Raw genomic sequence first — 19,550 nt, 5'->3', positions numbered from 1 at the left:
CAAGCCGACTGAGCCGACGAAACCGACTGAGCCGACCAAGCCGACTGAGACTCCGGATGACGGTGACGGTAAGGATAAGGACGACAACGACGGCAGCTCGAAGAAGTCTGACCTCCCGTGGTGGCTGCTGCTCATCCCGGGTCTGGGCCTCATCAAGCTCATCATCGATGGTGGCAACGGCGGTGACGGTGGACACGATGGTGGCCACGATGGCGACCACAGCACTGAGGTCACCGAGGATGGCGGCCGTGGCAACAACCACGGTGAGCCGACCGAGGAGACCGGTGACAACACCGGCCGCGATGACCGCGAGGTCACTGTCCTGGACGCAACTCCGCCGGAGGACTCCGGTCAGCCGCTGCCGTCCAACGCAGAGCGCGTGGAGATCAAGCATGTACCTTCTGGTGCGACGAAGCTTGACCCAGGCATGAAGGACTTCATCAAGTAGTCCAGACCGCAACACCATCCCAGCCCTCACGGGTTGGGATTGGTAGGGGCAGAGAACAATGAGGACAATCCCCTCCAGGGTGTAAAACGCTGGAGGGGATTCGTCGTCTGATTTTTAGTCTATTGTTTAGAACGAATAACTAGAGCCAATATTTTTATAAGCTAAATCTCAGAAGCTAGAACGTAGAAGTTAGGAGCGAGGAATAGAAAATGACTGATGATGGTGAAAAGAACGGTATCCCGGAGTATCCCGGTGAGTCCTCTGCACCCGAACACCGCGCCAGCGAAGCGCAGCCGGTAGGCGATGAGAAGAAGAGCAACAAGAAGCTGCTCATCGGTATTGCAGCGCTCATCGCGATTATCTTGGTTGTCGTACAGCTAGTGCTCTATGCGGGCCGCACTGAGGACGATTCCGCGGAGACGAATGCGGCTGAGGAACAGACGTCAACCTCGCAGAGCGTTGAAGCTGAAGCGCCGACAACGAACAATGATCCCTTCGTGGATGACTCTGGCGAGCAGGAACACGAGGTAGAGCCGGCGCCGGGTGAGTTCCGGGGCTTTGGCGCGATGTCCTTGGGAATTAATGATGAGTTCGCGGCCGTGGACCCGATTCAGGTCACTGATACCGGCATGCTGATTCCCCCGCACGATGTACAGCGCTTGGGCTGGTACTCCGCGTCGGCAGTGCCGGGCGAGGCTGGTCCGGTGGGCTCCAGTGTTATTACCGGCCACATCAACTACCAAGGTCAGGGCACGGGCTTCGCAGAGAAGTTCACCACCATGGAGTTGGGCCAGGAATTCACCGTCTTCATCGATGGTGAGGAGCGCCGATTCCGCGTGACCGAGGCGCCGTACCGCCTGCAGAAGGGGGCGGGTTTCCCGGACGTGGTCAATGACACGCAGGGAGACAACCGCTTGGTCCTGATTACCTGTGGCGGCAAGTTTGTGGGTGGTCAGCTTGGCTACGAAGACAACATCATCACCGTGGCGGAGCCGGTGGCACCGGTGGAGGGTGCTGAGGCACCGGCGGCTTAAGCTGTCGCAGCGGCCTAAGCAGGTGTACTGCTTACGCCGCAGACTGTTTAGGCGGAGGCCTCCTGCAGGCGGGCAATATGTAGCGTCAGGTAGGAGACCTCATCGGGGGTTAGGGCGCTGTCGAGGCGCAGCTCAATAAGGTTGGCCACCATCTGGGCGGTCTCGACGGCATCGGGGTAGCGCGCGGAGATAGCGGTGGCCACTTGGCGGTCGTCAGAGTCGAGCTGCTGGTGCTCCGCCATGCGTACAAACAGGTAGCGCAGGTGCGTGATGAAGCGGGCGACGGAGATGTCCTCGCTGTTGAGTTCCGTGCCGTTGTGGGAGCCGATGACGGCCAGGATCTGTTGAATCAACCCCGTCATGCGGTAGGTGCCGGAAAGGTCTCCTACCGCGAAGCCGGCGTTGACCAGGTGCAGGGTAATGGCCACGGCTTCGTCGGCAGCCAGTGGTGTGTGTAGGCCACTGTTGATGGCGGTGAGTAACTTCTGCGCGAGGCTAAAGTCCTCGGCGTAGAGGTGGCGGACCTCAGCCTCGAGGGGATAAGACACCGTGTTGCCACGGCTGACAGCGCCGTGGATGTGGTCCGCAATCGCCACGACCAGCGTGAGCTTGCTGCGTAGAGCCTCAGACATGTCCACGGAGTGCATGGCGTCGATGATCAGTTGCACGTACTCGCCGGGGATGCCGGCGATCATGGCGGCGAGGTGATCCGGGTCGCGGCCAGAGTCAGGAACGAAGACCTTCACTACCTTGGTCGGGTCAACCTCAGTGCCAGGCTTTGCCTGGAAGCCGATGCCACGGCCGGTGACAATGACGTCCTCCGCGCCGCGCCGTGCGAGCACGACGTTGTTATTGAACACTCGCAACAGTTGCACAAGGCACCTTTCTGGTTGAGGTTAAAACGACTAAAGCCGGCCACGATGGTGGATACATCGAGCCAGCTTAGTCAGGGTGTGTTAAACGGGGGCTAAAGGTTCCCTAGCGGGTGCTTTAGCGGGTCGTGGTGATGACCGTATCGCCGGCGGAGGCGTGGTTGAGGCCAGCCGGGGTGACGGCGGACAGCGCCTTGGTGTTGGTTACGGCCAGGACGATGGTGGTGTCGTAGCCAGCTTCCTTGACCTTGTCGAAGTCAACGGTGGCCAGCAGCTCACCCTGCTTGACGGTGTCGCCCTTCTTGACGGCCGGAGCGAAACCTTCGCCCTTCATCTTCACGGTGTTGATGCCGATGTGGACGAGGACCTCCACGCCGTCTTCGGTCTTGATGCCGTAGGCGTGGCCGGACTTCATGGCGCTGACGATCGTGCCGCTTACCGGGGAGTAGACGTCGTTGCCCTCAGGGACGATGCCGACGCCACCGCCGAGCGTTCCAGCGGAGAAGACCGGGTCATCGATTTCTGCCATCGGGACGACCTTGCCGGCGGCCGGCGAGGCGATGTCGGTGGTGGTGCCAGCAGCAGGCTCAGCGGCCTGGGCCGGTGCGTCTGCCTTGGTGGCGGTTGCGGTGGCAGCGCCAGCGCCGGCGCCGGCAGCAGCGGTGCCTGCGGATGCGGGGGCGTCGGCAAGCGTGGCGTTGTTGGCGTTGTCGAGCTCGGCCTTCTCGGCGGCCTCGCGGGCGGCCTTGGCCTCAGCGCGCTCCTCCGGGGTGCGGTAGTCGGTGAAAAGGATGAGCAGGAATGCCACGAAGAAAGCCACTGCGATGGAAATGGCGTACTTGGCCATCGGGGTGAAGACCGGGATGGTCAGCAGTGAGGTGAAGACGAAGGCATTCGTCGTAATACCGTTGGAGCCCAGGGTCAGCAGGGCGACGGTCAGGCCACCGGCGAAGCAGCCCACCAGCATGCGCGGGTAGATGCGCTTGTAGCGCAGGTGGATACCGTAAAGGGAAGGCTCGGAAATACCGCCCAGCAGGCCAGCCAGAAGTGCAGAGCCGGAGGTCTGGCGCATTACGGTGTCGCGGTCACGGATGGACAGGGCCAGCACACCGGCGGTAGCGCCGAAGCAGGCAAAGTTCCATGCGCCCATCGGGCCCTGGATGAAGTCGTAGCCCAAGGTCTGGATGTTGACCAGCATGAGGGCGTTGAGCGGCCAGTGCAGACCCAGCGGGACCAGGAACGGGTAGAGCATCGGGATGGCCAGAGCGAAGACGAACGGAGCGTTGTCATTGAGCCAGGACAGGCCAGCGCCAATGCCGTTACCGGCCCATACGCCGAAGGGGCCAATGATGAAGGCCGTTAGCGGGATGAGGAAAATCAGGGTCAGGAAGGGGACGAAGACCATGTGGACCGCGGACGGGATGAGCTTCTGGAAACCCTTGTAGAAGAGTGCCGCGACGGCAGCCATGATGAGCGGGACGAAGACATTTCCGCCGTAGTCCTGCAGCTGCATTGGCAGGCCGAAGATATCGATGGAGCACTGCTCTGCAGACAGCGTCTCGTTGGTCACGCATTGGACGGCTGGGTTGTCGGCGAGGCCGGTGAACTCCGGGGTGAACATCGCGAGCATGACCGCAGCGGGGACCCAGGGGTCGATGCGCAGCTTCTTGCCGGCGTTATAGGCCACCATGACGGGCAGGAAGAAGAAGACGGAACGCCACATGGCGTCGACGAAAAGCCAGGAGGCGGGCTTATCCTCAGCGCGGAAGTCGACGATGCCTAGCGCATCCAGCACTGCGGCGAAGGCAATAACTAGGGAGGCGCCCAGCAGCACGCCCAGGATGGGGCGGAAGGAATCCGAGAGGTACTCGAAGAAGGTATCCATCCACGGCAGCTTGCCCTTGGCCTTGGAACGGGCAGCAGCCTTGACATCGTCGTTGGAGCGGCCGGTAGACGCGCCGGCATTCTTCATCTGCGGGAGAGCGTTGATCTCGTCATAGACCGTGGCCACGTCGCCGCCGATGACGACCTGGTAGTTGCGCCCGCCTTGGGGCACAGCGCCCATGACCTTGGGGATAGATTCGAGTGCTTCCTTATCGGCTTTGGAGGCATCAGCCAGCTCGAAGCGCAAGCGCGTGGCACAGTGCGTGAAAGAGGTGATGTTCTCCGCTCCGCCGATGCCATCCAAGATGGCTTCGGCTGCCGAGCGAGTCTCTGTCGACATGAGAATCCTTTCGAGAGTAGGCAGGCACTGTGGCTAAAAACCACAAAAGACCTAGGCCACAATGGTTCATAGCGAACCATCCCCACACGGCTAAGAGTGGGGAGCCTAGGTCTTGCCCGAAGTAACAATCCTGGTTAGGACCCTACTCCGAAGTGATCACGTAGGGCAAGTTTCTGTGGGATACCGCACTCTGTGACGGTGTGGGGTGCTGGTGGCCTGCAACGTTGGGGATATGAAGCCTCACTTTGGCGGCGCGAAGGGATGCGTTCCCGTACTGTGAAAGTGTCGTAGTGTCACTGTGTGCCCAGTTTGTGAGCCCGGGTACACGCTTTCTAAGCAGAGAAAGGTTTCTCATGACCGCCAAGTCCTCACGGAATTCCGCCTTTATTAGCGTCATCGGGCGCGGCTTCGACGGTTTGGACGTTGCTGCTGTGGCTCAGGAACTGGGGGCCACCTTCGCCCAGGTCGATGACCTGGGTACCACGCTCAGCGAGGTCCTGGAAAATGCCCCCGCGGGCAACCTGGTCCTTCAGGGCACAGGCGTTATGGATTTTGATGCCAAGGCCGCGGCCGCCCTGGGCCTGCCCTTTGTCCTGATTTCTAACGCGCCCGCCCGCGCGGCGGAGTTGGCGCTGGGCCACGCGCGCTCTGTGGGCGCTACGGTGGTCGGCGCGTTGACCGATGTTTCCTCGGTTCCCGGTGCGATTTCTTCCCTGGAGGAGATCGAGCCCTATATGTCTGCCGAGCTCTTCCAGAAGCAGCTGCTGGACCAGGCCCGCGAGGTCGGAGCGCACATTGTTTTGCCGGAGGGCGAGGATGACCGCATCCTTCAGGCCGCGGGTGAGCTCATCAAGGGCAAGGTGGCGAAGCTGACGATTCTGGGTGACGGGAACGTCGAGAAGCGCGCCCAGGAGCTCGGGATCGACCTGTCCGGTGTGGAAATCATCAACCACCTGGAATCCCCACTGGTGGAGGAGTTCGCCGCGGACTTCGCGGAGCTGCGCAAGAAGAAGGGCGTGACGCTGGAGCAGGCGCGCGAGACCATGCAGGACGTGTCCTACTTCGCCACGATGATGGTGCACAAGGGCTTGGCTGATGGCATGGTCTCCGGCGCGGCGCACACCACGGCGCACACCATTAAGCCTTCCTTCCAGATCATTAAGACCAAGCCGGAGGCTTCCGTGGTTTCCTCCATCTTCCTCATGGTGATGCCGGGCCGCTTGTGGGCCTTCGGCGACTGCGCGGTGAACCCGAACCCGACACCGGAGCAGCTCGGCGAGATCGCTATTGTCTCCGCGCAGACCGCCAAGCAGTTTGGCCTGGACCCGCGCGTGGCGTTGCTGTCCTATTCCACGGGTACTTCGGGCGCTGGCCCGGACGTGGAGAAGGTGGCGCAGGCCGTTGAGGCGGCCCGCGGTATCGATTCTTCCGTGGCGGTGGATGGTCCGCTGCAGTTCGACGCTGCCTGTGACCCAGGCGTGGCCGCCAAGAAGGCGCCTGACTCTGATGTTGCGGGTAAGGCTACGGTCTTCGTCTTCCCGGACTTGGAGGCCGGCAACATTGGCTACAAGACGGCGCAGCGCACCGGTGGTGCACTGGCGGTGGGCCCGATTCTGCAGGGCCTGAACAAGCCGGTCAATGACCTCTCGCGTGGCGCGACCGTTCCGGACATCATCAACACGGTGGCTATCACCGCGATCCAGGCAGGGGTGAAATAGATGGCGTATGTACTCGTCCTCAACTCGGGTTCCTCCTCGGTTAAATTCCAGCTGGTGGACCCGGAAAGCTCGGCCACCGATACCCCGCTGGTCTCCGGTTTGGTGGAGCAGGTCGGTGAGCCGCAGGGCGCTGTGACCGTGAAGACGGGCGGTGAGGAGTTCAAGGAAGAGCTGGAGATTCCCACCCACTCCTTCGGCCTGGACCGCGCGTTTAGCATCATGCATGAGCACGGCGTGGGCCCGACGGATGTGGAGGTCATCGCCGTGGGCCACCGCGTGGTGCACGGTGGACGCCTGTTCAGCGAGCCGCAGCTCATCGTGGACCAGATCGAGTCCATGATCGAGGACCTCATCCCGCTCGCGCCGCTGCACAACCCGGCGAACCTGGACGGCATCCGCGTGGCGCGCAAGCTCTTGCCGGAGATCCCGCACGTGGCGGTCTTCGATACGGCCTTCTTCAACCACATGCCGCCGGCGGCCGCACTGTACGCGATCAATAACGATGTGGCCTCGCAGTATGACATCCGCCGTTACGGTTTCCACGGCACCTCCCACGAGTTCGTCTCGCAGCAGGTGCCGAAGCTCTTGGACCGCGACCCGGGCCACGTCCACCAGATCACGCTGCACCTGGGCAACGGTGCTTCGGCGGCGGCGATTCGCAACGGCCGCCCGATTGATACCTCGATGGGCCTGACCCCGTTGGCAGGTTTGGCCATGGGCACGCGCTCGGGCGATATTGACCCGGGTATCATCTTCCACCTCTCGCGTGAGGCAGGGATGTCCATCGATGAGATTGATGACTTGCTGAACAAGCGCTCCGGTGTGAAGGGCATTGCGGGTGTGAACGATTTCCGCGTGCTGCGCGAGCGCATTAACAACGAGGACCAGGACGCCTGGCTGGCCTACAACATCTACATTCACCAGCTGCGCCGCTTCATTGGTGCGTACATGATTGCGCTGGGCCGTGTGGATGCGATTACGTTTACCGCCGGCGTGGGTGAGAACGATACCGAGGTCCGCCAGGATTCGCTGTACAACCTGGACATGTACGGCATTGACTTCGACAAGGAAGCCAACCTGGTGCGCTCCAAGGAGCCGCGCATGATTTCGACCGCGGATTCCCAGGTCAAGGTCTTCGTGGTGCCGACGAATGAGGAGCTGGCCATCGCGCAGAAGTCCGCGGAGGTGGCCGCCATGGCACGGGAGGCGGGGCTGTACTAAGCCGGGCGTCGGCTATGCCGCCGGCCGGTAGCGCTGGCGGTTAGAACATCGTGACTGGGCGGACCTTGTTGGCCAGGTCCACCAGCGCGTAGCGGTGGCGGGCGAAGGGGGCCTGGCGGGCCAGTGCCCGCAGGGTATCCGCCAGGCCGTAGCGCAGGCCGCGCTGGGTGAAGGGGAACTCGAAGAGATCGTTGGGGGAGGCCGCCGCGTCGAGGTCTGATTCGCGCAGGAAGGTCAGCCCGGCGGAGATGACCGCGATCTTGATCTGCAAGAAGCGCGGCTCGTTCTGCGGAATCTCCTCCAAGCGGCGGGCGGCCCGGCGGATACGGGACTCGGAGAGATCGTGCACGATGAGCTGCAAAACCGTGGTCAAGCGGGCCATGCGGTGGTGGCGCGAGGCGTTGGGGACCTTATCCAAGGTGGCCACGGCGAGCTCAACTTGGTGCTCGGCGCGCAGCTGGCGGGCCAAGCCGAAGGCGGAGGAGACAGTCGTCGGGTTCGTCGCCCACACGATGCCGTAGAGGCGCAGCGAGTTGAAACGCAGGTGGGCGGGGTCATCGGTGACGTGGTCCCAGATGCCGGGCTGATCCTCAAAAGCGTCATTGGGCAGATCCGCGAGCGAGGTGGTGAGGTTGGCGCAGGCGCGGGCAACGGAGGCGTCGATCAGCGCGGCCTCCGAAAAACCTAGCTGCTGCAAGATGAGCTCATTGACCGCGCCGATGGCCAGCTTGGGGGCGGCTTCACCAGGCAGCACGTCGAGGACGTGGGCGAAGTGGGCCTGGGCCTCGCGGTACTTATCCAAAAGCAGCTCGGTCACGCCGGAGTACCAGTGGAAACGCCAGTCCCTCCCCAGGCGGTCCTCGATGGAGTTCAGCCACTCGCGGGCCTGGCCGATGTAGCCCAAGTCAATCATGGAGCGCACCACGCCGAGCGGAATCTCCGCGGACTCCTCATATTCCGGCGCCTCCATGGCCTGGCGAAGTGTTTCCAGCGCTTCCTGCGGCTCCGTGTAGGAGGAACCTTGCAGCAGCGGGGCGCCGATGTCGGAGCGGACAATGAGCGGGATGGGCAGCGCGGAGACCACCTCGGGGGCGGTGATGCGGACGGTGCGGTCGATGCCGTCGATGAGCTGGTCCGTGCGGAAAACCAGGTGCTTCGTGCCGAAGGTCGTACGCTGCGGGGAGAACACCGAGTGCTGGGCCGGGTGCTGGATGCCATCGCGGAGTGCGATGACCTCGCGCAGGACGCCGAAGAGCTGGTCGCGTAGCTCGGAGACCGACGCAAAGCGCTGCTGTGGGTCCGGATCTGTGGCGCGCAAGAGCAAGCGGTAGAAGGAGAGGTAGCGGCGCAGCAGCGGCTCCTCCGTGGGGGAGGGCAGTCCGGGCTTGTAGACGCCATCCTCCACCGGCAGCTTCAGCGTCAGGCAGGCCAGGGTGCGGCCGATGGTGTAAATATCGCTGGCGACCGAGGGGCCCTGCGTGGCGATCTCCGGGGCCTGGAAACCCTGCGTGCCGTAGATGTGGCCGAAGGCGCCGATGCCGGAGACCGCGCCCAGATCAATGAGCTTGACCTGGTCCTCGGTAACGATGATGTTGGAGGGCTTCAAGTCGTTGTAGACCACGCCGCGGGCATGGAGGTAATCCAAGGCGGGCAGGATTTCGAGGATATAGGCAATTGCCGTGTCGACGGGGAAGCGGTCAGTGGCTTGGTCGTTGCGGCGCTGCTTCAGCGAGGGGCCGCCGACGTACTCCATGACGATGAAGCCACCGGGCACGCGGGGATCATCGATGAAGTTGAAAATCTTCACGATATTCGGGTGCGTGATATCCGCGAGGAATTCGCGCTCCGCCTCCGCGGTGGCTGTCTCCTCGGCTGAGTTGGTGGATTGCATGCCCTTGAGCACCACGATGCGCCCGGAGACGAAGTGGTCGTTGGCCAGGTAAATCCAGCCCAGCCCGCCATGCGCGAGCACGCCCAAGATCTCGTACTGGCCGGCCACCATGTCACCCGGCTTGAGCTGCGGTGGGGCGGCACGGGGCGCGTCCTTGGGATCGATGAGCGCGTCGCGCGGGTTGCCCGGGACAACGAAGGGCAAGGTGGCCATGCCATCGGCCACTTCGCGGTCGGTGCGCTTGGTGCTGCGGCGCTGGCGGAAGGTATCGAGTGCGCGGCGCCGTGAGGCTTGCGAGGGGTCCTCTGCTTTGCGGCGATCACGCAGCTGCCCCAGCTCCTCGATGAGCGCGGCGATATTGTCCGAGTCGACGTACTCGCCATCGTCGGGTTGGCCCGTCGCCGTGCCGCTCGTGCCCATGCGATTCGCGGGGGAGAGGCGGGCACCGGTGGCGGCCTCGTAGTCATCGTCATCGTCGTCCGCGAAGGGATCAAAGGGCACGGCGGCGGTGCGGTCGGAGGCTTCGGCGTCGGCGGCGCCGGCAGCTGTTGTTCCCGCGCTGTGCGAATCTGTTGGGGAGACGCTGAGGTGGTGGTCCTCCGAATAGTCGTCATCGTCATCCGCGAAGGGATCGAAGCGCACGGCTTGGGTGGCGTCGTTAGTGGCGTCGGTGGCGGCGTCGGGCTGAGTGTTCTCGTGCTCTTCGGGCGTGAGGTGATCGAGCTCATCCTCGGTGAAGCGGTGCGACATTATTGTCCCTCCTTCTTCTCGCCGGGCTGGTCCTTGGCTGCGGAGCTCGGCTGTGATTCCTCGGCAGGCGGAGTCTCGTTGAGGTACTTCGGTTCCGGGAGTACGGGCTGCTCCATGTAATTCCCCAGCCAGGTATTAAAGAGCTCCTGCCAGGTGCCGTCGCGGCGGATGCGCTCCAGCGTGGAGTTGATCTGGCGGATGAGCGGGCGCGAGTCATAGGAGGCATCGGGTTTGCGCACGGCCACGCCGTAGCTCTGGCTTTCCAAGGGTTCGCCGACGATCTCGGTGTATTTATCCTGCGCCAGCATGCCGGATAGCAGGGCGTCATCCACGACGATGCCATCCGTCTGGCCCAGCTGCAGCGCCATGAGGCAATCGCCCCAGGCGCGGGTCTCCAAAATATCGGAAGACGGCGAGTGTTTGCGTATCGCGTCCACCATGGTGGATCCTTTCGCCGCGCACAACGTTAGCCCGGCGGCCTCCGCGATGGAATGGATGCCCGAATTCTTCAGCACCAGCAACCGCGCATCCGTCTGCATATACGGAATGGAGAAGGCCACTTCGCGTTGGCGCTCGGGGCTAATCGTCATGGTGCGGATGACCATGTCCACCGTGCGGTCATTCAGTGCACGAGCGCGGTCGGAGGCCTCCACGAAGCGGAAGTCCACCTTGTCGGGATCCCCGAAGATATCGCGGGCGATTTCGCGGGCGATATCGACCTCGAATCCGCGGACCTCGCCGCTGGCGGTATCGCGGTAGCTGAGCAGGTTATTAGAGCGGTCCACACCCACGATGAGCCGGCCGCGCGCCAGGATGTTGGGCACGCGCTCCTCCGGCTTCTTATCGTCCGGGCGGTAGGAGCCGTAAACGTCCGCGGTGCTTTGCTTGGACACCTCTCCCGTGCCGGCGGGTTCGATGATGGCGTCCTCCGGCAGCGGCGGCCCCGGGGTGGAGTTGAGATCCGCGCTGGAGGGCAGGATCGGATCCGGCGTGCTGGGCGGCTCTGGCTCGCAGGCGCTGAGTGCCACGGCGGCGCTGAGCAGCAGCACGGCCGCAGTGGCGTGCTGGCGGTGGTCGGTTCGGCGGCGCATCACAGGTACTCCTGCAGGCGGGGGCGAATACCCAGCCACACGGCGATAATCGCGCCGAACGTGGCTAGGAGGACGCCGGTGGACACCATGGTCATGGCGTTGAGTCCCTGAACCAGGTAGGTGCGCATGGCGTCGCGGGCTTGGTCGATGAGCGCGGCCAGGGAGTTATCCACGGCATTGAAGGCGCTAGCGGCGGTCGGGTCACCATCCGGATCGATGGCGGTGGCTTGGTAGAGCGCGGCATCGTAGTGGCCCATGGAGAGATCCTCCATGAAAGCATCGTGCGTGGTTTCCCAATCCTCCAAGGCCTCCTTGGCACGAGGAATCAAGGAAGGATCGGAGGAGGGGAAGTCATCGTCGTCAAGCGCCTGCTCATAGTCCCGCAGGGCCCGGTCCACCGAGTACACCGTGGAGTTAAAGTGCACGGACATGTCCTGTTGGGAGGAGCGCAGGACCAGCGCCAGGGTCTCCGAGGTGCGCATCTGCTGGGCCTCAATGCGCGAGGCGGTCAGCGAGTCCCAGGGGCGCGAGACCGTCTCGAAGCCTTGGTGGCCGGACGCCCACGTGGCGAAGTTGGAGCCAGCGGCCCACACCAGCGCCAGGAACAACAGCCCCGTGGCCACCACGAAACCGCGGTTGAAGCGGCGGCGGGTCAGCCGCCACAGCCACCACTGCGCCAAGCCGAGGAAAACGATCGCCGCGACCAGGCCCGAAAGCGGCACCCACTGCGGGCGGGTTAGGCGCTGCTGTTGCTGGGTCACCTTTTCCGAGGTCAGGGTGAACAGCTCCGCGGCGGCGGGGAGAATCTGGGTGCGCATGAGCGCCGAGGCGTTGGACATGTAGGAGTTCGCCACGGCGTGGCCCGCACGGTGATTGACGCGGGCCTTTTCTACCAGGGCGGTGTAGACCGGCAGCTTGCGCTGGATAAACGTGACGAGCTCGCGCACGCGTTCATCCTCGGCGGAGGTGCCGACGATGGCCTGCGTGGCGGCGACGGAGGCGGCGTCGATGGCCTCGTTATAGCGGTCGCGGTTATCCTCCGGCTCCACGCCTGCCTGGACGAAGCCGGTGGTGGCGACGGTATCGGCCAAAGACAGGTTGGTGTAGAGGTGGTGCGCCGCGTTGGACATCGGCTCGGTGGAGGCCAGTAGTGTGTCCAGATCATCGTGGCGCGCGGCCGAGGAAGAGGACATGGAAAAGCCGGCTGCTGCGAGCGCTACGGTGAGAATTAAGGTAACCGTAAACAACTTGCCGGGAGTGGTGATGGCGAAGCTATAGAGGCGCCGGATGACGCGCGCGGGGCCGGCGAAGGAGCTCATCGCCAGCTGCGTGGGGCGGCTAAAAACCGGCGCGGAGGGCTCGGTGACGTCATCGAGCCAATGATCGCCCCATGATTCGGGGGAGTGCTCGCGCAGTTCGGTGGCCGGGCCGGTCATTCCCTTAGGATAGCGCTCTCGTGCGCCTCGCGCGATGATTTCGGGGGCGTTGGCGCGGGGAGTTTGTCGCGTATCGTGTAAGGCATGTGTGCACGCGTTAACCCAGAACTTTCCGGTGATGGCTGGTCGAAGGGCCCGGGCGGGGTGCCGGTGTGGGGCAAGTTTGGAGCAGCTGGTCTCTTCCTCGTGGCGGGGGATGAGGTACTGCTCCAGCATCGCGCGACGTGGACGAATAACGGCGGGACCTGGGGAATCCCGGGCGGGGCGCGGGATAAGCCGGAGTCGCCGGAGCAGGCCGCGCTGCGGGAGACGGAGGAGGAAACCGGAATCTCGCCGGCAGACGTCGAGGTGCTGGATGCCATCGTCACTGCCGGGCCCTTCGAGGAAGGCTGGACCTATACCACGGTGTTGGCGCGGACGGTCTCGGGGCAGCGCTTGGCCACGACCGCTAACGAAGAATCCGCCGAGCTGCGCTGGGTCCCATTTAACCAGGTAGAAGAGCTAGAACTCTTAGCGCCCTTCCGGGAAGCGCTGCCGCGGTTGTTGAAGTACTGGGAAGACATCACCAGGTGATACAGGCGCGCGGCAGGAACCTGTGGCACGCTGTAGGACATGATTGAAGTAGCCGGACTGACCAAACAGTACAAGTCTGTCCGCGCCGTCGATGACCTCACCTTCCAGGTGGAGCCGGGCCAAGTGACCGGCTTTCTGGGGCCCAACGGCGCTGGAAAATCAACGACGATGCGCATGATCCTGGGCTTGGACAAGCCCACCGCTGGCACCGCTCTGGTGCACGGCAAGCGCTACCGCGAGCTGAAGAACCCGCTGCGTGAGGTTGGCGCGCTTCTCGACGCCAAAGCGGTCCACGCCAACCGCACCGCTGCCAACCACCTGTTGTGGATGGCGCAGGCCAACGGTATCCCTACCTCCCGCGTCGATGAGGTTCTGGGACTGGTGGGGCTGGCCGACGTTGCCGGCAAGAAGGCCGGCGGCTTCTCCCTCGGTATGGGCCAGCGCCTCGGCCTGGCCGCCGCCCTGCTGGGGGATCCGGGCGTGCTGATCCTGGACGAGCCGGTCAACGGCTTGGATCCGGAAGGTATTCGCTGGGTGCGCTCGCTCGTGCGGGCGCTGGCGGCAGAAGGCCGCACGGTGCTCATCTCCTCCCACCTGCTGGCGGAGATGGCGCAGACGGCGGACCACCTAGTCGTCATTGGCCGCGGCAGGCTCTTGGCCAATCAGCGCACCTATGACTTTGTGAAGGAAAACTCCAGTGCTTCGGTTGTGGTGCGTTCGGAGCACCTGCGCGAGTTCGGCTCGGCGCTCAAGGAGGCTGGAGTGACCTTCCGCGAGTCGGTCGATGAAGAACAGCGCCCGACGCTGGTGATCCCTCACCAGACCACAGACTACGTGGGCAAGCTGGCCTATTCCACGGGAGTGCCGCTGACGGAATTGACCCTCCACCGCGCCTCACTGGAGGAGGCTTATGTGGCCATGACGGAACGCGCGGTGCAGTACCAAGCGGAGGCACCGCAGAAAGGGGCCCAGCTCTAATGTTTTTCAACACTGTTCACGCGGAGTGGACGAAGCTGCGCACGACGAAGTCCTTCTGGTGGACCACGGTGCTCATCTTCCTCATCGTGACCGGCTGGACGCTGCTGAACTCGCTCAACGCGGGGGAGGCGGTACTGGGCATTAGCCCGCTGCAGCCGCGGAGCTTGGCCTCCATTCTCCTGCTCATGGGCGTGCCGATCATGATGATCCAGGGCGCGATGATGGTGACCACGGAGTACCGCTACAAGACGCAATCCCTCACGTTCTTGGCCAACCCGAATCGCTGGAGCGTAGCCTGCGCCAAGCTTGTGGTGTATGGCGTGATTGCGGCTGTCATTGCTTTCTTAGGCTTGGTGTACATCTTCGTGTTGGCGGATCTCACGGCAAACGAATCCGCGGCGGAGGCCTTCCAGCCTTTCTCCAGCGACGACGGCAAGCACATGCTGTGGGCCTTCCCCATCGCGGCCTTTGGCGCGGTGCTCTTCGTGCAGGGTCTGGGTCTGCTGCTGCGGCAGACCGCCGGCACGGTGGCGATTTCCCTCATCTTGTACATGGGTCTGGAAAACCTGGTGCGCCTGCTCCCGGTGGTGGGAGACAAGGTCATCCACTTCATGCCGTTTACCGCCTTCCAGAACTGGGCGTTGGACTACGTGGATGAGAACGCCCCGTGGAGCTCGATTGGCTTTGAGGCCCTCGTCTTCTTCGGCTGGGCCGGTGTGCTGTGGATCCTGGGCGTTATCGTGCTGGAGCAGCGCGACGCGTGATCCCTTTTCCGCTTCTGGCGACGTTGGCGCTGTTGTCCGCAACAGCGCCTTTCGCTACTGATATGTACTTGCCGGTGATGCCGGAGATCGTCTCCGATCTGGGCACCACCCGGGCCATGGTGCAGCTGACCATCTCGGGCTTCTTCGTCGGCATGGGCGTGGGCCAACTTGTGATGGGCCCGCTGTCTGATGCCATCGGGCGCAAGCGCCTCCTTGTCGCCGGCGCTTTTCTCGCTCTGCTGGCTTCCGTATTGGCGGCGATGGCCCCGACCGCCTCGGTGCTCGTCGTGGCCCGCGTGCTGCAGGGCCTCGGCGGCGGCGCGTGCGTGGTGCTCTCCCGCGCGGTGGTCCCGGACCTCGTGCATGGTGCCGCGGCGGCGAAAGCCTATTCGCTGCTCATGGCGCTCCAAGGTATCGCTCCGGCGGTAGCCCCAGTACTGGGCGGCATCCTGGCGGAGCCGCTGGGCTGGCGCGGCATCTTCTGGGTGCTGGCGGGGCTGCATGCGGTGCAGTTGGTGCTGGCCATCGCTATCGTCCCGGAAACCGCGGGCGGTCGCTCCCGCGATGGTCTGCTGCGCACGGTGGCGGGCAATTACTGGGCGGTGCTGACTAACGCCCAGGTCTGGGTTTACCTGGTGACCATGGCCTTCGGCTTCTGTTCGATGTTTTGCTACATCTCCGCCTCGGCGTTTGTGGTGCAGGACCAGTGGGGATTCTCGCCGTTGGGCTATTCGATGGTCTTCGGCGTCAACTCCGTGGGCCTCTTCGCGGCCACGTTGATTAACTCGCGCGCGATGGATTCGGTCTCCCCGGCGGTCATGCTGCGCACCGGCGTGACCGGCGTCTTCGCATGCGGGGTGCTCTTGTTGCTATCGGTGATGCTCGGCGCCCCTGTGTGGGTCTGCCTCATTGTGCTTTTTGCTTGCGTGGCACCGACCGGCTTCATCATGGGCAATGCCACGGCATTGGCCACGGGTTTGATGCGCCCGCGCGCAGGAAGCGTGTCCGCCATCATGGGCTTTGGCCAGTCCATGTTGGCCAGCGCCATCAGCCCTCTCATGGGCTGGGGCTCGAACGCCGCGTTGACCATGGCCATCGGCATGGTGTGCTGCAGCTTCATCTCGTTGTGCGGCCTTGTGGCGTCCACGCGGCTGGCCCGCGGCGCCGCGTGAAGTTCAACAGATGTGCACAACGCAGAGAGCGTTAATGCGTATTATTGGCCGCATGGCTACCCCACGTCTCGCCGAGCTTCGCCTGAGCAAGTTCAAGTCCTTCCATGATGCTGTATTGACTCTGCATCCAGTCACTTTTCTGACTGGCCTAAACAGTTCTGGAAAGTCGAATGCTTTGGATGGGCTGGAGGTTTTGTCCCGCTTGGCATCGGGGGCAGAACTAGGAGACGCACTTGATGGGCGCATGACCCAAACCGGCCCGATCCGAGGTGGTTCTCGTGGTTGCGCCCCGCATGGCACCGAGAGTTTTGAACTGGGCTGTACCGTTGAATCTGGGACAGATACGTACCGCTATGACGTCGAGGTTCAGGTGTATCCGGAGTTGCGTGTTGTCAAAGAAAGCCTCGTGGGTACCGGATATTCCGTAAAGAGCGGCACCCGCACTAGCGATGCAGAGTTGTTTAAGACCCAGCCGGCAGCAGACAACCGAGCTGGGATTTACACGTTAATTTTTAGCGGAAAGCGTGGGGCAAACCCCACCACACTCTTGCGTGACTCTCGCCTTATTTTGGGACAGATTAAAGCGGTGCTTGCGGGAAAGAACCGTGCAGAGAATTCGGTGTTGAAAGGGGCGTCGATTGTGTCCATGGCGCTTCGATCAGTGTTTCACCTCGATCCAGTCCCCAGCCTCATGCGGGATTACGTCCCAAGGAAGAGCACGCAGCTGAAGCGTAGCGGTGAGAACCTCTCGGCGGTACTGTGGCAGTTGCAAAAGGATTCCCCCAAGACGTTCCAAGAGCTAGGGCAGCTGGCCGCTTATGTGACTGGAGTGGATTCCACACTGGACTTTATTGACTCGCCGTTGGACGAAGTCATGCTGACCCTCGTGGAACACTTCGAAGATGGAAAGCAAGAAAGAACGCCTGCTCGTGAAATGAGCGATGGCCTCCTCCGATTCCTCGCAATTGCAACGGCGCTTAAAACTGCGCCCAAGGACTTGGATATCGAACAGCCACTTGAACTTGGTGATGACGTAGAGAACCCAGTAGCTCAAATTGTCGTCGAAGAAATGGAAAACGGGCTCCACCCTTCGCAGGCGCAAAGAGTTATGCAGATGCTTAGCGAATCCGCACGCAAACATGACTCGCAGGTTCTTGTCACGACCCACAGTCCTGCCATCTTGGACCAGATTTCTGGGGAGAAAAACAGTCAGGTAGCAGTGTGCTACCGGGATAGCGGAACCGGGCAAAGCGAGCTCTCGCCTTTGGTGGAGTTACCGGATTTCGTGGAATCCATTTCCAGGCACAGCTTGGGTGCTGCGGTCACCGCTGGTGAATTAGTCGATGACACCGAAACACAGATTAGTTTCGAGAACATGAATCGGCTTTTTGGGATCGGCTGATGCGCGTTTACTTCATCGATACCTCTGTGCTGGATAACCTGCTTGCGATTCCTCACAAATGCCAAGCTAAAGAACAAGCCAAAATCGATTTTGCGGAACGCCAAAGTGAGAACGCGAAGTTCATCCTGCCGATTACCGCGGTGATTGAAACCGGAAATCACATTGCGCACCTTCCGCAGGGCGACGTGAGGCGCAATATTGCGGAAAAATTTTCCCAGATGCTAGAGCTGACCGCCCATCAACAAGCCCCATGGATCCTGCATGACTTTCAGTGGAACAAGGAGTTCATCACCGAGCTCGTCTCAAGGCACCGTGCGGGTCTATCAATGGTGGATATGATGACTCGGCAGGTTGGTGGCGGCGACCTTTGTATTCTGACTGAGCGCGAGCTGTATAAGCGCGCCACCGGAATTACCGCAGAAGTGTGGACATACGATGCGGCGCTGGGTGCATATTCTGGATAGGTCATGCCCAATCAAGGGCGAGGCACATCGAGCTCGCGGGCGTGCTCCTACTGCAGCGCTGAAGTCAGGCGCATGACGTTGTCCACGTAGCGGCGCAGCACGCCGCGCGCGTTCCACTCTTCGAGGGTGAGCTCGTGGCAGACCTTCTTGTAATTGGTGGCCAGCTGGGTGAAATCCTCGATGAGGTCGCCCTTGGCCACCAGCATGGTCGATTCATAGTTGAGGCCGAAGGAGCGCATATCCATGTTGGAAGACCCGAACATACACAGCGGTTCGCGCTCCGGCAGGCCCGGGTCCGCCAGGATGAACTTGGAGTGCAGCACGAAGGGCTTGGGGAATTGGAAGATCCGTACTCCCGCCTCCAAGAGTGCCTGGTAGTAAGAGGATTGCGCGTGGTGCACCATGAACTGGTCCGCCTTCGCGGACACTAGGAGCTCCACCTCGACGTCGCGGTAGCAGGCGGTGGTCACCGCCTCCAAGAGGGAATCATCTGGAATGAAGTAGGGCGAGCAGAGGATGAGCTTTTCCTTCGCGTGGTGCACCACGGAGTTGAACATGCGCAGGTTGGGTTCCGTGGTGTAGCCGGGGCCGGAGGGGACCAGCTGGAGGTGGTTGGAGTCCGCCGTCATGGCGTCGTCATAGGGCTGCATGTCCAAGGACAGCTGCTCCTCCGATTCCAGGTACCAATCCACCGCGAACACCGAGGCCAAAGACGTCACCACAGGACCGGTCATCTCGACCATGTAGTCGATCCATGCGCGGTCCTTGGTCTTGTACTCGCGCTTGATCATGTTCATCGAGCCCAAGAAGCCCGTGTGGCCATCGATGACCACGATCTTGCGGTGATTACGCAGATCCGGGCGGCGGAAACGTCCCTTATGCAGCTGCAGCGGAAGCATGAGCCGCCAGTCGACGTCAATCTCGGTGAGGCGCTTGCCCAGCGTGAAGTAGCCCTTGTACTTCAGGCTACCGATCTGGTCCAGCAGCAGTTTGACCTCCACGCCGCGTTCGCGGGCGCGCGCCAAGGACTGGAAGAAAACATCGGTCACCTCATCCCAAGACTGGATGTAGATCTCAATGAGCACGTATTTCTCGGCGCGGTCCACGGCCCGCGCCATGGCCAAGATGGCCTCCTCATAGGAGGCGTGGAGGCCCTTGTTGTGCCCGATGAGGGCCGGGTGCCCGGTGAGGTTGCGGTTGAGCTGGATAAGGGATTCCACCTCAGAGGAAAGCCGGCCGGAGGGATGGTTGGGGGTGGAGGCGGTGACGTCGTTTAGCAGCGCATTGGCTTCTTGCTGGATGCGGTGGCGGCGGCGGTTGATGTAGGGCGAACCCATGAGCAGGAACAGCGGCAGTCCCACGATAGGAAGCACAAGAATGGCCAGCAGCCAGGCGGTAGAACTGGAGGGGCGGCGGCCCTCAGGCACCACGCCGATGGCGATGATCTTGATGCCGTAGTCAATAACCAGCAGCACGAGCTGCCAGACAGAGAGATCGACGTTCACGTTCATG

General features: G+C 62.5%; 16 protein-coding genes. 10 read left to right on the top strand and 6 right to left on the bottom strand.

The window, feature by feature from the left end:
- Both HMPREF2932_RS13540 and HMPREF2932_RS02485 read left to right on the top strand, forming a co-directional pair.
- On the top strand, nucleotides 1-448 hold a 448-nt coding region (locus tag HMPREF2932_RS13540), incomplete at its 5' end, for a hypothetical protein (RefSeq protein WP_210397740.1).
- 209 nt (nucleotides 449-657) lie between these two features.
- Nucleotides 658-1,482, top strand: a complete 825-nt coding sequence (locus tag HMPREF2932_RS02485; protein ID WP_071409516.1) for a class F sortase — start codon at nucleotides 658-660, stop codon at nucleotides 1,480-1,482.
- A 47-nt stretch (nucleotides 1,483-1,529) separates the two neighbouring features.
- Here the strand turns inward: HMPREF2932_RS02485 and HMPREF2932_RS02480 are convergent, their stop codons facing one another.
- Both HMPREF2932_RS02480 and HMPREF2932_RS02475 read right to left on the bottom strand, forming a co-directional pair.
- The gene (locus HMPREF2932_RS02480; RefSeq protein ID WP_049154674.1) at nucleotides 1,530-2,357 is read right to left on the bottom strand and encodes a PRD domain-containing protein; all 828 of its coding nucleotides are present in this window, start codon (nucleotides 2,355-2,357) and stop codon (nucleotides 1,530-1,532) included.
- 115 nt (nucleotides 2,358-2,472) lie between these two features.
- Nucleotides 2,473-4,578, bottom strand: coding sequence for a glucose PTS transporter subunit IIA (locus HMPREF2932_RS02475; protein WP_071409515.1), 2,106 nt, complete (start codon nucleotides 4,576-4,578; stop codon nucleotides 2,473-2,475).
- A gap of 353 nt (nucleotides 4,579-4,931) precedes the next feature.
- On the opposite strand from HMPREF2932_RS02475, the gene pta reads away from it, so the two are divergent.
- On the top strand, nucleotides 4,932-6,296 hold the full coding sequence (gene pta, locus HMPREF2932_RS02470; RefSeq protein ID WP_071409514.1) for a phosphate acetyltransferase: 1,365 nt from the start codon (nucleotides 4,932-4,934) through the stop codon (nucleotides 6,294-6,296).
- Nucleotides 6,297-7,517, top strand: coding sequence for an acetate kinase (locus tag HMPREF2932_RS02465; protein ID WP_070546227.1), 1,221 nt, complete (start codon nucleotides 6,297-6,299; stop codon nucleotides 7,515-7,517). It begins immediately after the preceding gene.
- 40 nt (nucleotides 7,518-7,557) lie between these two features.
- Here the strand turns inward: HMPREF2932_RS02465 and HMPREF2932_RS02460 are convergent, their stop codons facing one another.
- From HMPREF2932_RS02460 to HMPREF2932_RS02450, 3 genes are read right to left on the bottom strand one after another with little or no spacing between them, the layout of a single operon-like run.
- Nucleotides 7,558-10,158 carry a serine/threonine protein kinase gene (locus HMPREF2932_RS02460; RefSeq protein WP_071409513.1) on the bottom strand — a complete coding sequence of 867 codons (2,601 nt, stop codon included), beginning with the start codon at nucleotides 10,156-10,158 and terminating at the stop codon, nucleotides 7,558-7,560.
- Nucleotides 10,158-11,249 (bottom strand): glutamate ABC transporter substrate-binding protein, encoded by a 1,092-nt coding sequence (locus tag HMPREF2932_RS02455; protein ID WP_070546231.1) that lies wholly within the window; start codon nucleotides 11,247-11,249, stop codon nucleotides 10,158-10,160. Before HMPREF2932_RS02455 ends, HMPREF2932_RS02460 begins: the two co-directional genes overlap by 1 nt.
- A complete protein-coding gene (locus HMPREF2932_RS02450) occupies nucleotides 11,249-12,685 on the bottom strand; it encodes a hypothetical protein (RefSeq protein ID WP_071409512.1) in 1,437 nt (478 codons plus the stop codon). The genes HMPREF2932_RS02455 and HMPREF2932_RS02450 overlap by 1 nt, the downstream gene beginning before the upstream one ends.
- An 84-nt stretch (nucleotides 12,686-12,769) precedes the next feature.
- Here HMPREF2932_RS02450 and HMPREF2932_RS02445 point away from each other — a divergent pair, with 84 nt between their 5' ends.
- The 6 genes from HMPREF2932_RS02445 to HMPREF2932_RS02420 are packed head-to-tail and all read left to right on the top strand — an operon-like array spanning nucleotide 12,770 to nucleotide 18,038.
- The gene (locus tag HMPREF2932_RS02445) at nucleotides 12,770-13,258 is read left to right on the top strand and encodes an NUDIX domain-containing protein (RefSeq protein WP_070511178.1); all 489 of its coding nucleotides are present in this window, start codon (nucleotides 12,770-12,772) and stop codon (nucleotides 13,256-13,258) included.
- Between the two features lie 39 nt (nucleotides 13,259-13,297).
- A complete protein-coding gene (locus HMPREF2932_RS02440; RefSeq protein WP_049154682.1) occupies nucleotides 13,298-14,236 on the top strand; it encodes an ABC transporter ATP-binding protein in 939 nt (312 codons plus the stop codon).
- Nucleotides 14,236-15,000 (top strand): ABC transporter permease, encoded by a 765-nt coding sequence (locus HMPREF2932_RS02435; protein WP_049154683.1) that lies wholly within the window; start codon nucleotides 14,236-14,238, stop codon nucleotides 14,998-15,000. Before HMPREF2932_RS02440 ends, HMPREF2932_RS02435 begins: the two co-directional genes overlap by 1 nt.
- The gene (locus HMPREF2932_RS02430; RefSeq protein WP_084738944.1) at nucleotides 14,997-16,172 is read left to right on the top strand and encodes a multidrug effflux MFS transporter; all 1,176 of its coding nucleotides are present in this window, start codon (nucleotides 14,997-14,999) and stop codon (nucleotides 16,170-16,172) included. Before HMPREF2932_RS02435 ends, HMPREF2932_RS02430 begins: the two co-directional genes overlap by 4 nt.
- 52 nt (nucleotides 16,173-16,224) lie before the next feature.
- Nucleotides 16,225-17,574 carry an AAA family ATPase gene (locus tag HMPREF2932_RS02425; protein ID WP_071409520.1) on the top strand — a complete coding sequence of 450 codons (1,350 nt, stop codon included), beginning with the start codon at nucleotides 16,225-16,227 and terminating at the stop codon, nucleotides 17,572-17,574.
- Complete coding sequence (locus HMPREF2932_RS02420; RefSeq protein ID WP_071409510.1) at nucleotides 17,574-18,038, top strand: hypothetical protein; 465 nt, start codon at nucleotides 17,574-17,576, stop codon at nucleotides 18,036-18,038. The genes HMPREF2932_RS02425 and HMPREF2932_RS02420 overlap by 1 nt, the downstream gene beginning before the upstream one ends.
- A 47-nt stretch (nucleotides 18,039-18,085) precedes the next feature.
- Here the strand turns inward: HMPREF2932_RS02420 and HMPREF2932_RS02415 are convergent, their stop codons facing one another.
- Nucleotides 18,086-19,549, bottom strand: a complete 1,464-nt coding sequence (locus HMPREF2932_RS02415; RefSeq protein ID WP_071409509.1) for a phospholipase D-like domain-containing protein — start codon at nucleotides 19,547-19,549, stop codon at nucleotides 18,086-18,088.
- Between the last annotated feature and the right edge of the window lies 1 nt (nucleotide 19,550).

Source organism: Corynebacterium sp. HMSC074H12 (assembly GCF_001813755.1).
Taxonomy (GTDB): Bacteria; Actinomycetota; Actinomycetes; order Mycobacteriales; family Mycobacteriaceae; genus Corynebacterium; species Corynebacterium hiratae.
This window is presented reverse-complemented; position numbering and strand designations above follow the sequence as displayed.

Excerpts from the sequence above, each read along its gene's own strand:
- HMPREF2932_RS02485 (WP_071409516.1), top strand. The coding sequence starts at position 658 with ATGACTGATGATGGTGAAAAGAACGGTATCCCGGAGTATCCCGGTGAG.
- HMPREF2932_RS02475 (WP_071409515.1), bottom strand. The coding sequence starts at position 4,578 with ATGTCGACAGAGACTCGCTCGGCAGCCGAAGCCATCTTGGATGGCATC.
- pta (WP_071409514.1), top strand. The coding sequence starts at position 4,932 with ATGACCGCCAAGTCCTCACGGAATTCCGCCTTTATTAGCGTCATCGGG.
- HMPREF2932_RS02465 (WP_070546227.1), top strand. The coding sequence starts at position 6,297 with ATGGCGTATGTACTCGTCCTCAACTCGGGTTCCTCCTCGGTTAAATTC.
- HMPREF2932_RS02460 (WP_071409513.1), bottom strand. The coding sequence starts at position 10,158 with ATGTCGCACCGCTTCACCGAGGATGAGCTCGATCACCTCACGCCCGAA.
- HMPREF2932_RS02455 (WP_070546231.1), bottom strand. The coding sequence starts at position 11,249 with ATGCGCCGCCGAACCGACCACCGCCAGCACGCCACTGCGGCCGTGCTG.
- HMPREF2932_RS02450 (WP_071409512.1), bottom strand. The coding sequence starts at position 12,685 with ATGACCGGCCCGGCCACCGAACTGCGCGAGCACTCCCCCGAATCATGG.
- HMPREF2932_RS02445 (WP_070511178.1), top strand. The coding sequence starts at position 12,770 with ATGTGTGCACGCGTTAACCCAGAACTTTCCGGTGATGGCTGGTCGAAG.
- HMPREF2932_RS02440 (WP_049154682.1), top strand. The coding sequence starts at position 13,298 with ATGATTGAAGTAGCCGGACTGACCAAACAGTACAAGTCTGTCCGCGCC.
- HMPREF2932_RS02435 (WP_049154683.1), top strand. The coding sequence starts at position 14,236 with ATGTTTTTCAACACTGTTCACGCGGAGTGGACGAAGCTGCGCACGACG.
- HMPREF2932_RS02425 (WP_071409520.1), top strand. The coding sequence starts at position 16,225 with ATGGCTACCCCACGTCTCGCCGAGCTTCGCCTGAGCAAGTTCAAGTCC.
- HMPREF2932_RS02420 (WP_071409510.1), top strand. The coding sequence starts at position 17,574 with ATGCGCGTTTACTTCATCGATACCTCTGTGCTGGATAACCTGCTTGCG.
- HMPREF2932_RS02415 (WP_071409509.1), bottom strand. The coding sequence starts at position 19,549 with ATGAACGTGAACGTCGATCTCTCTGTCTGGCAGCTCGTGCTGCTGGTT.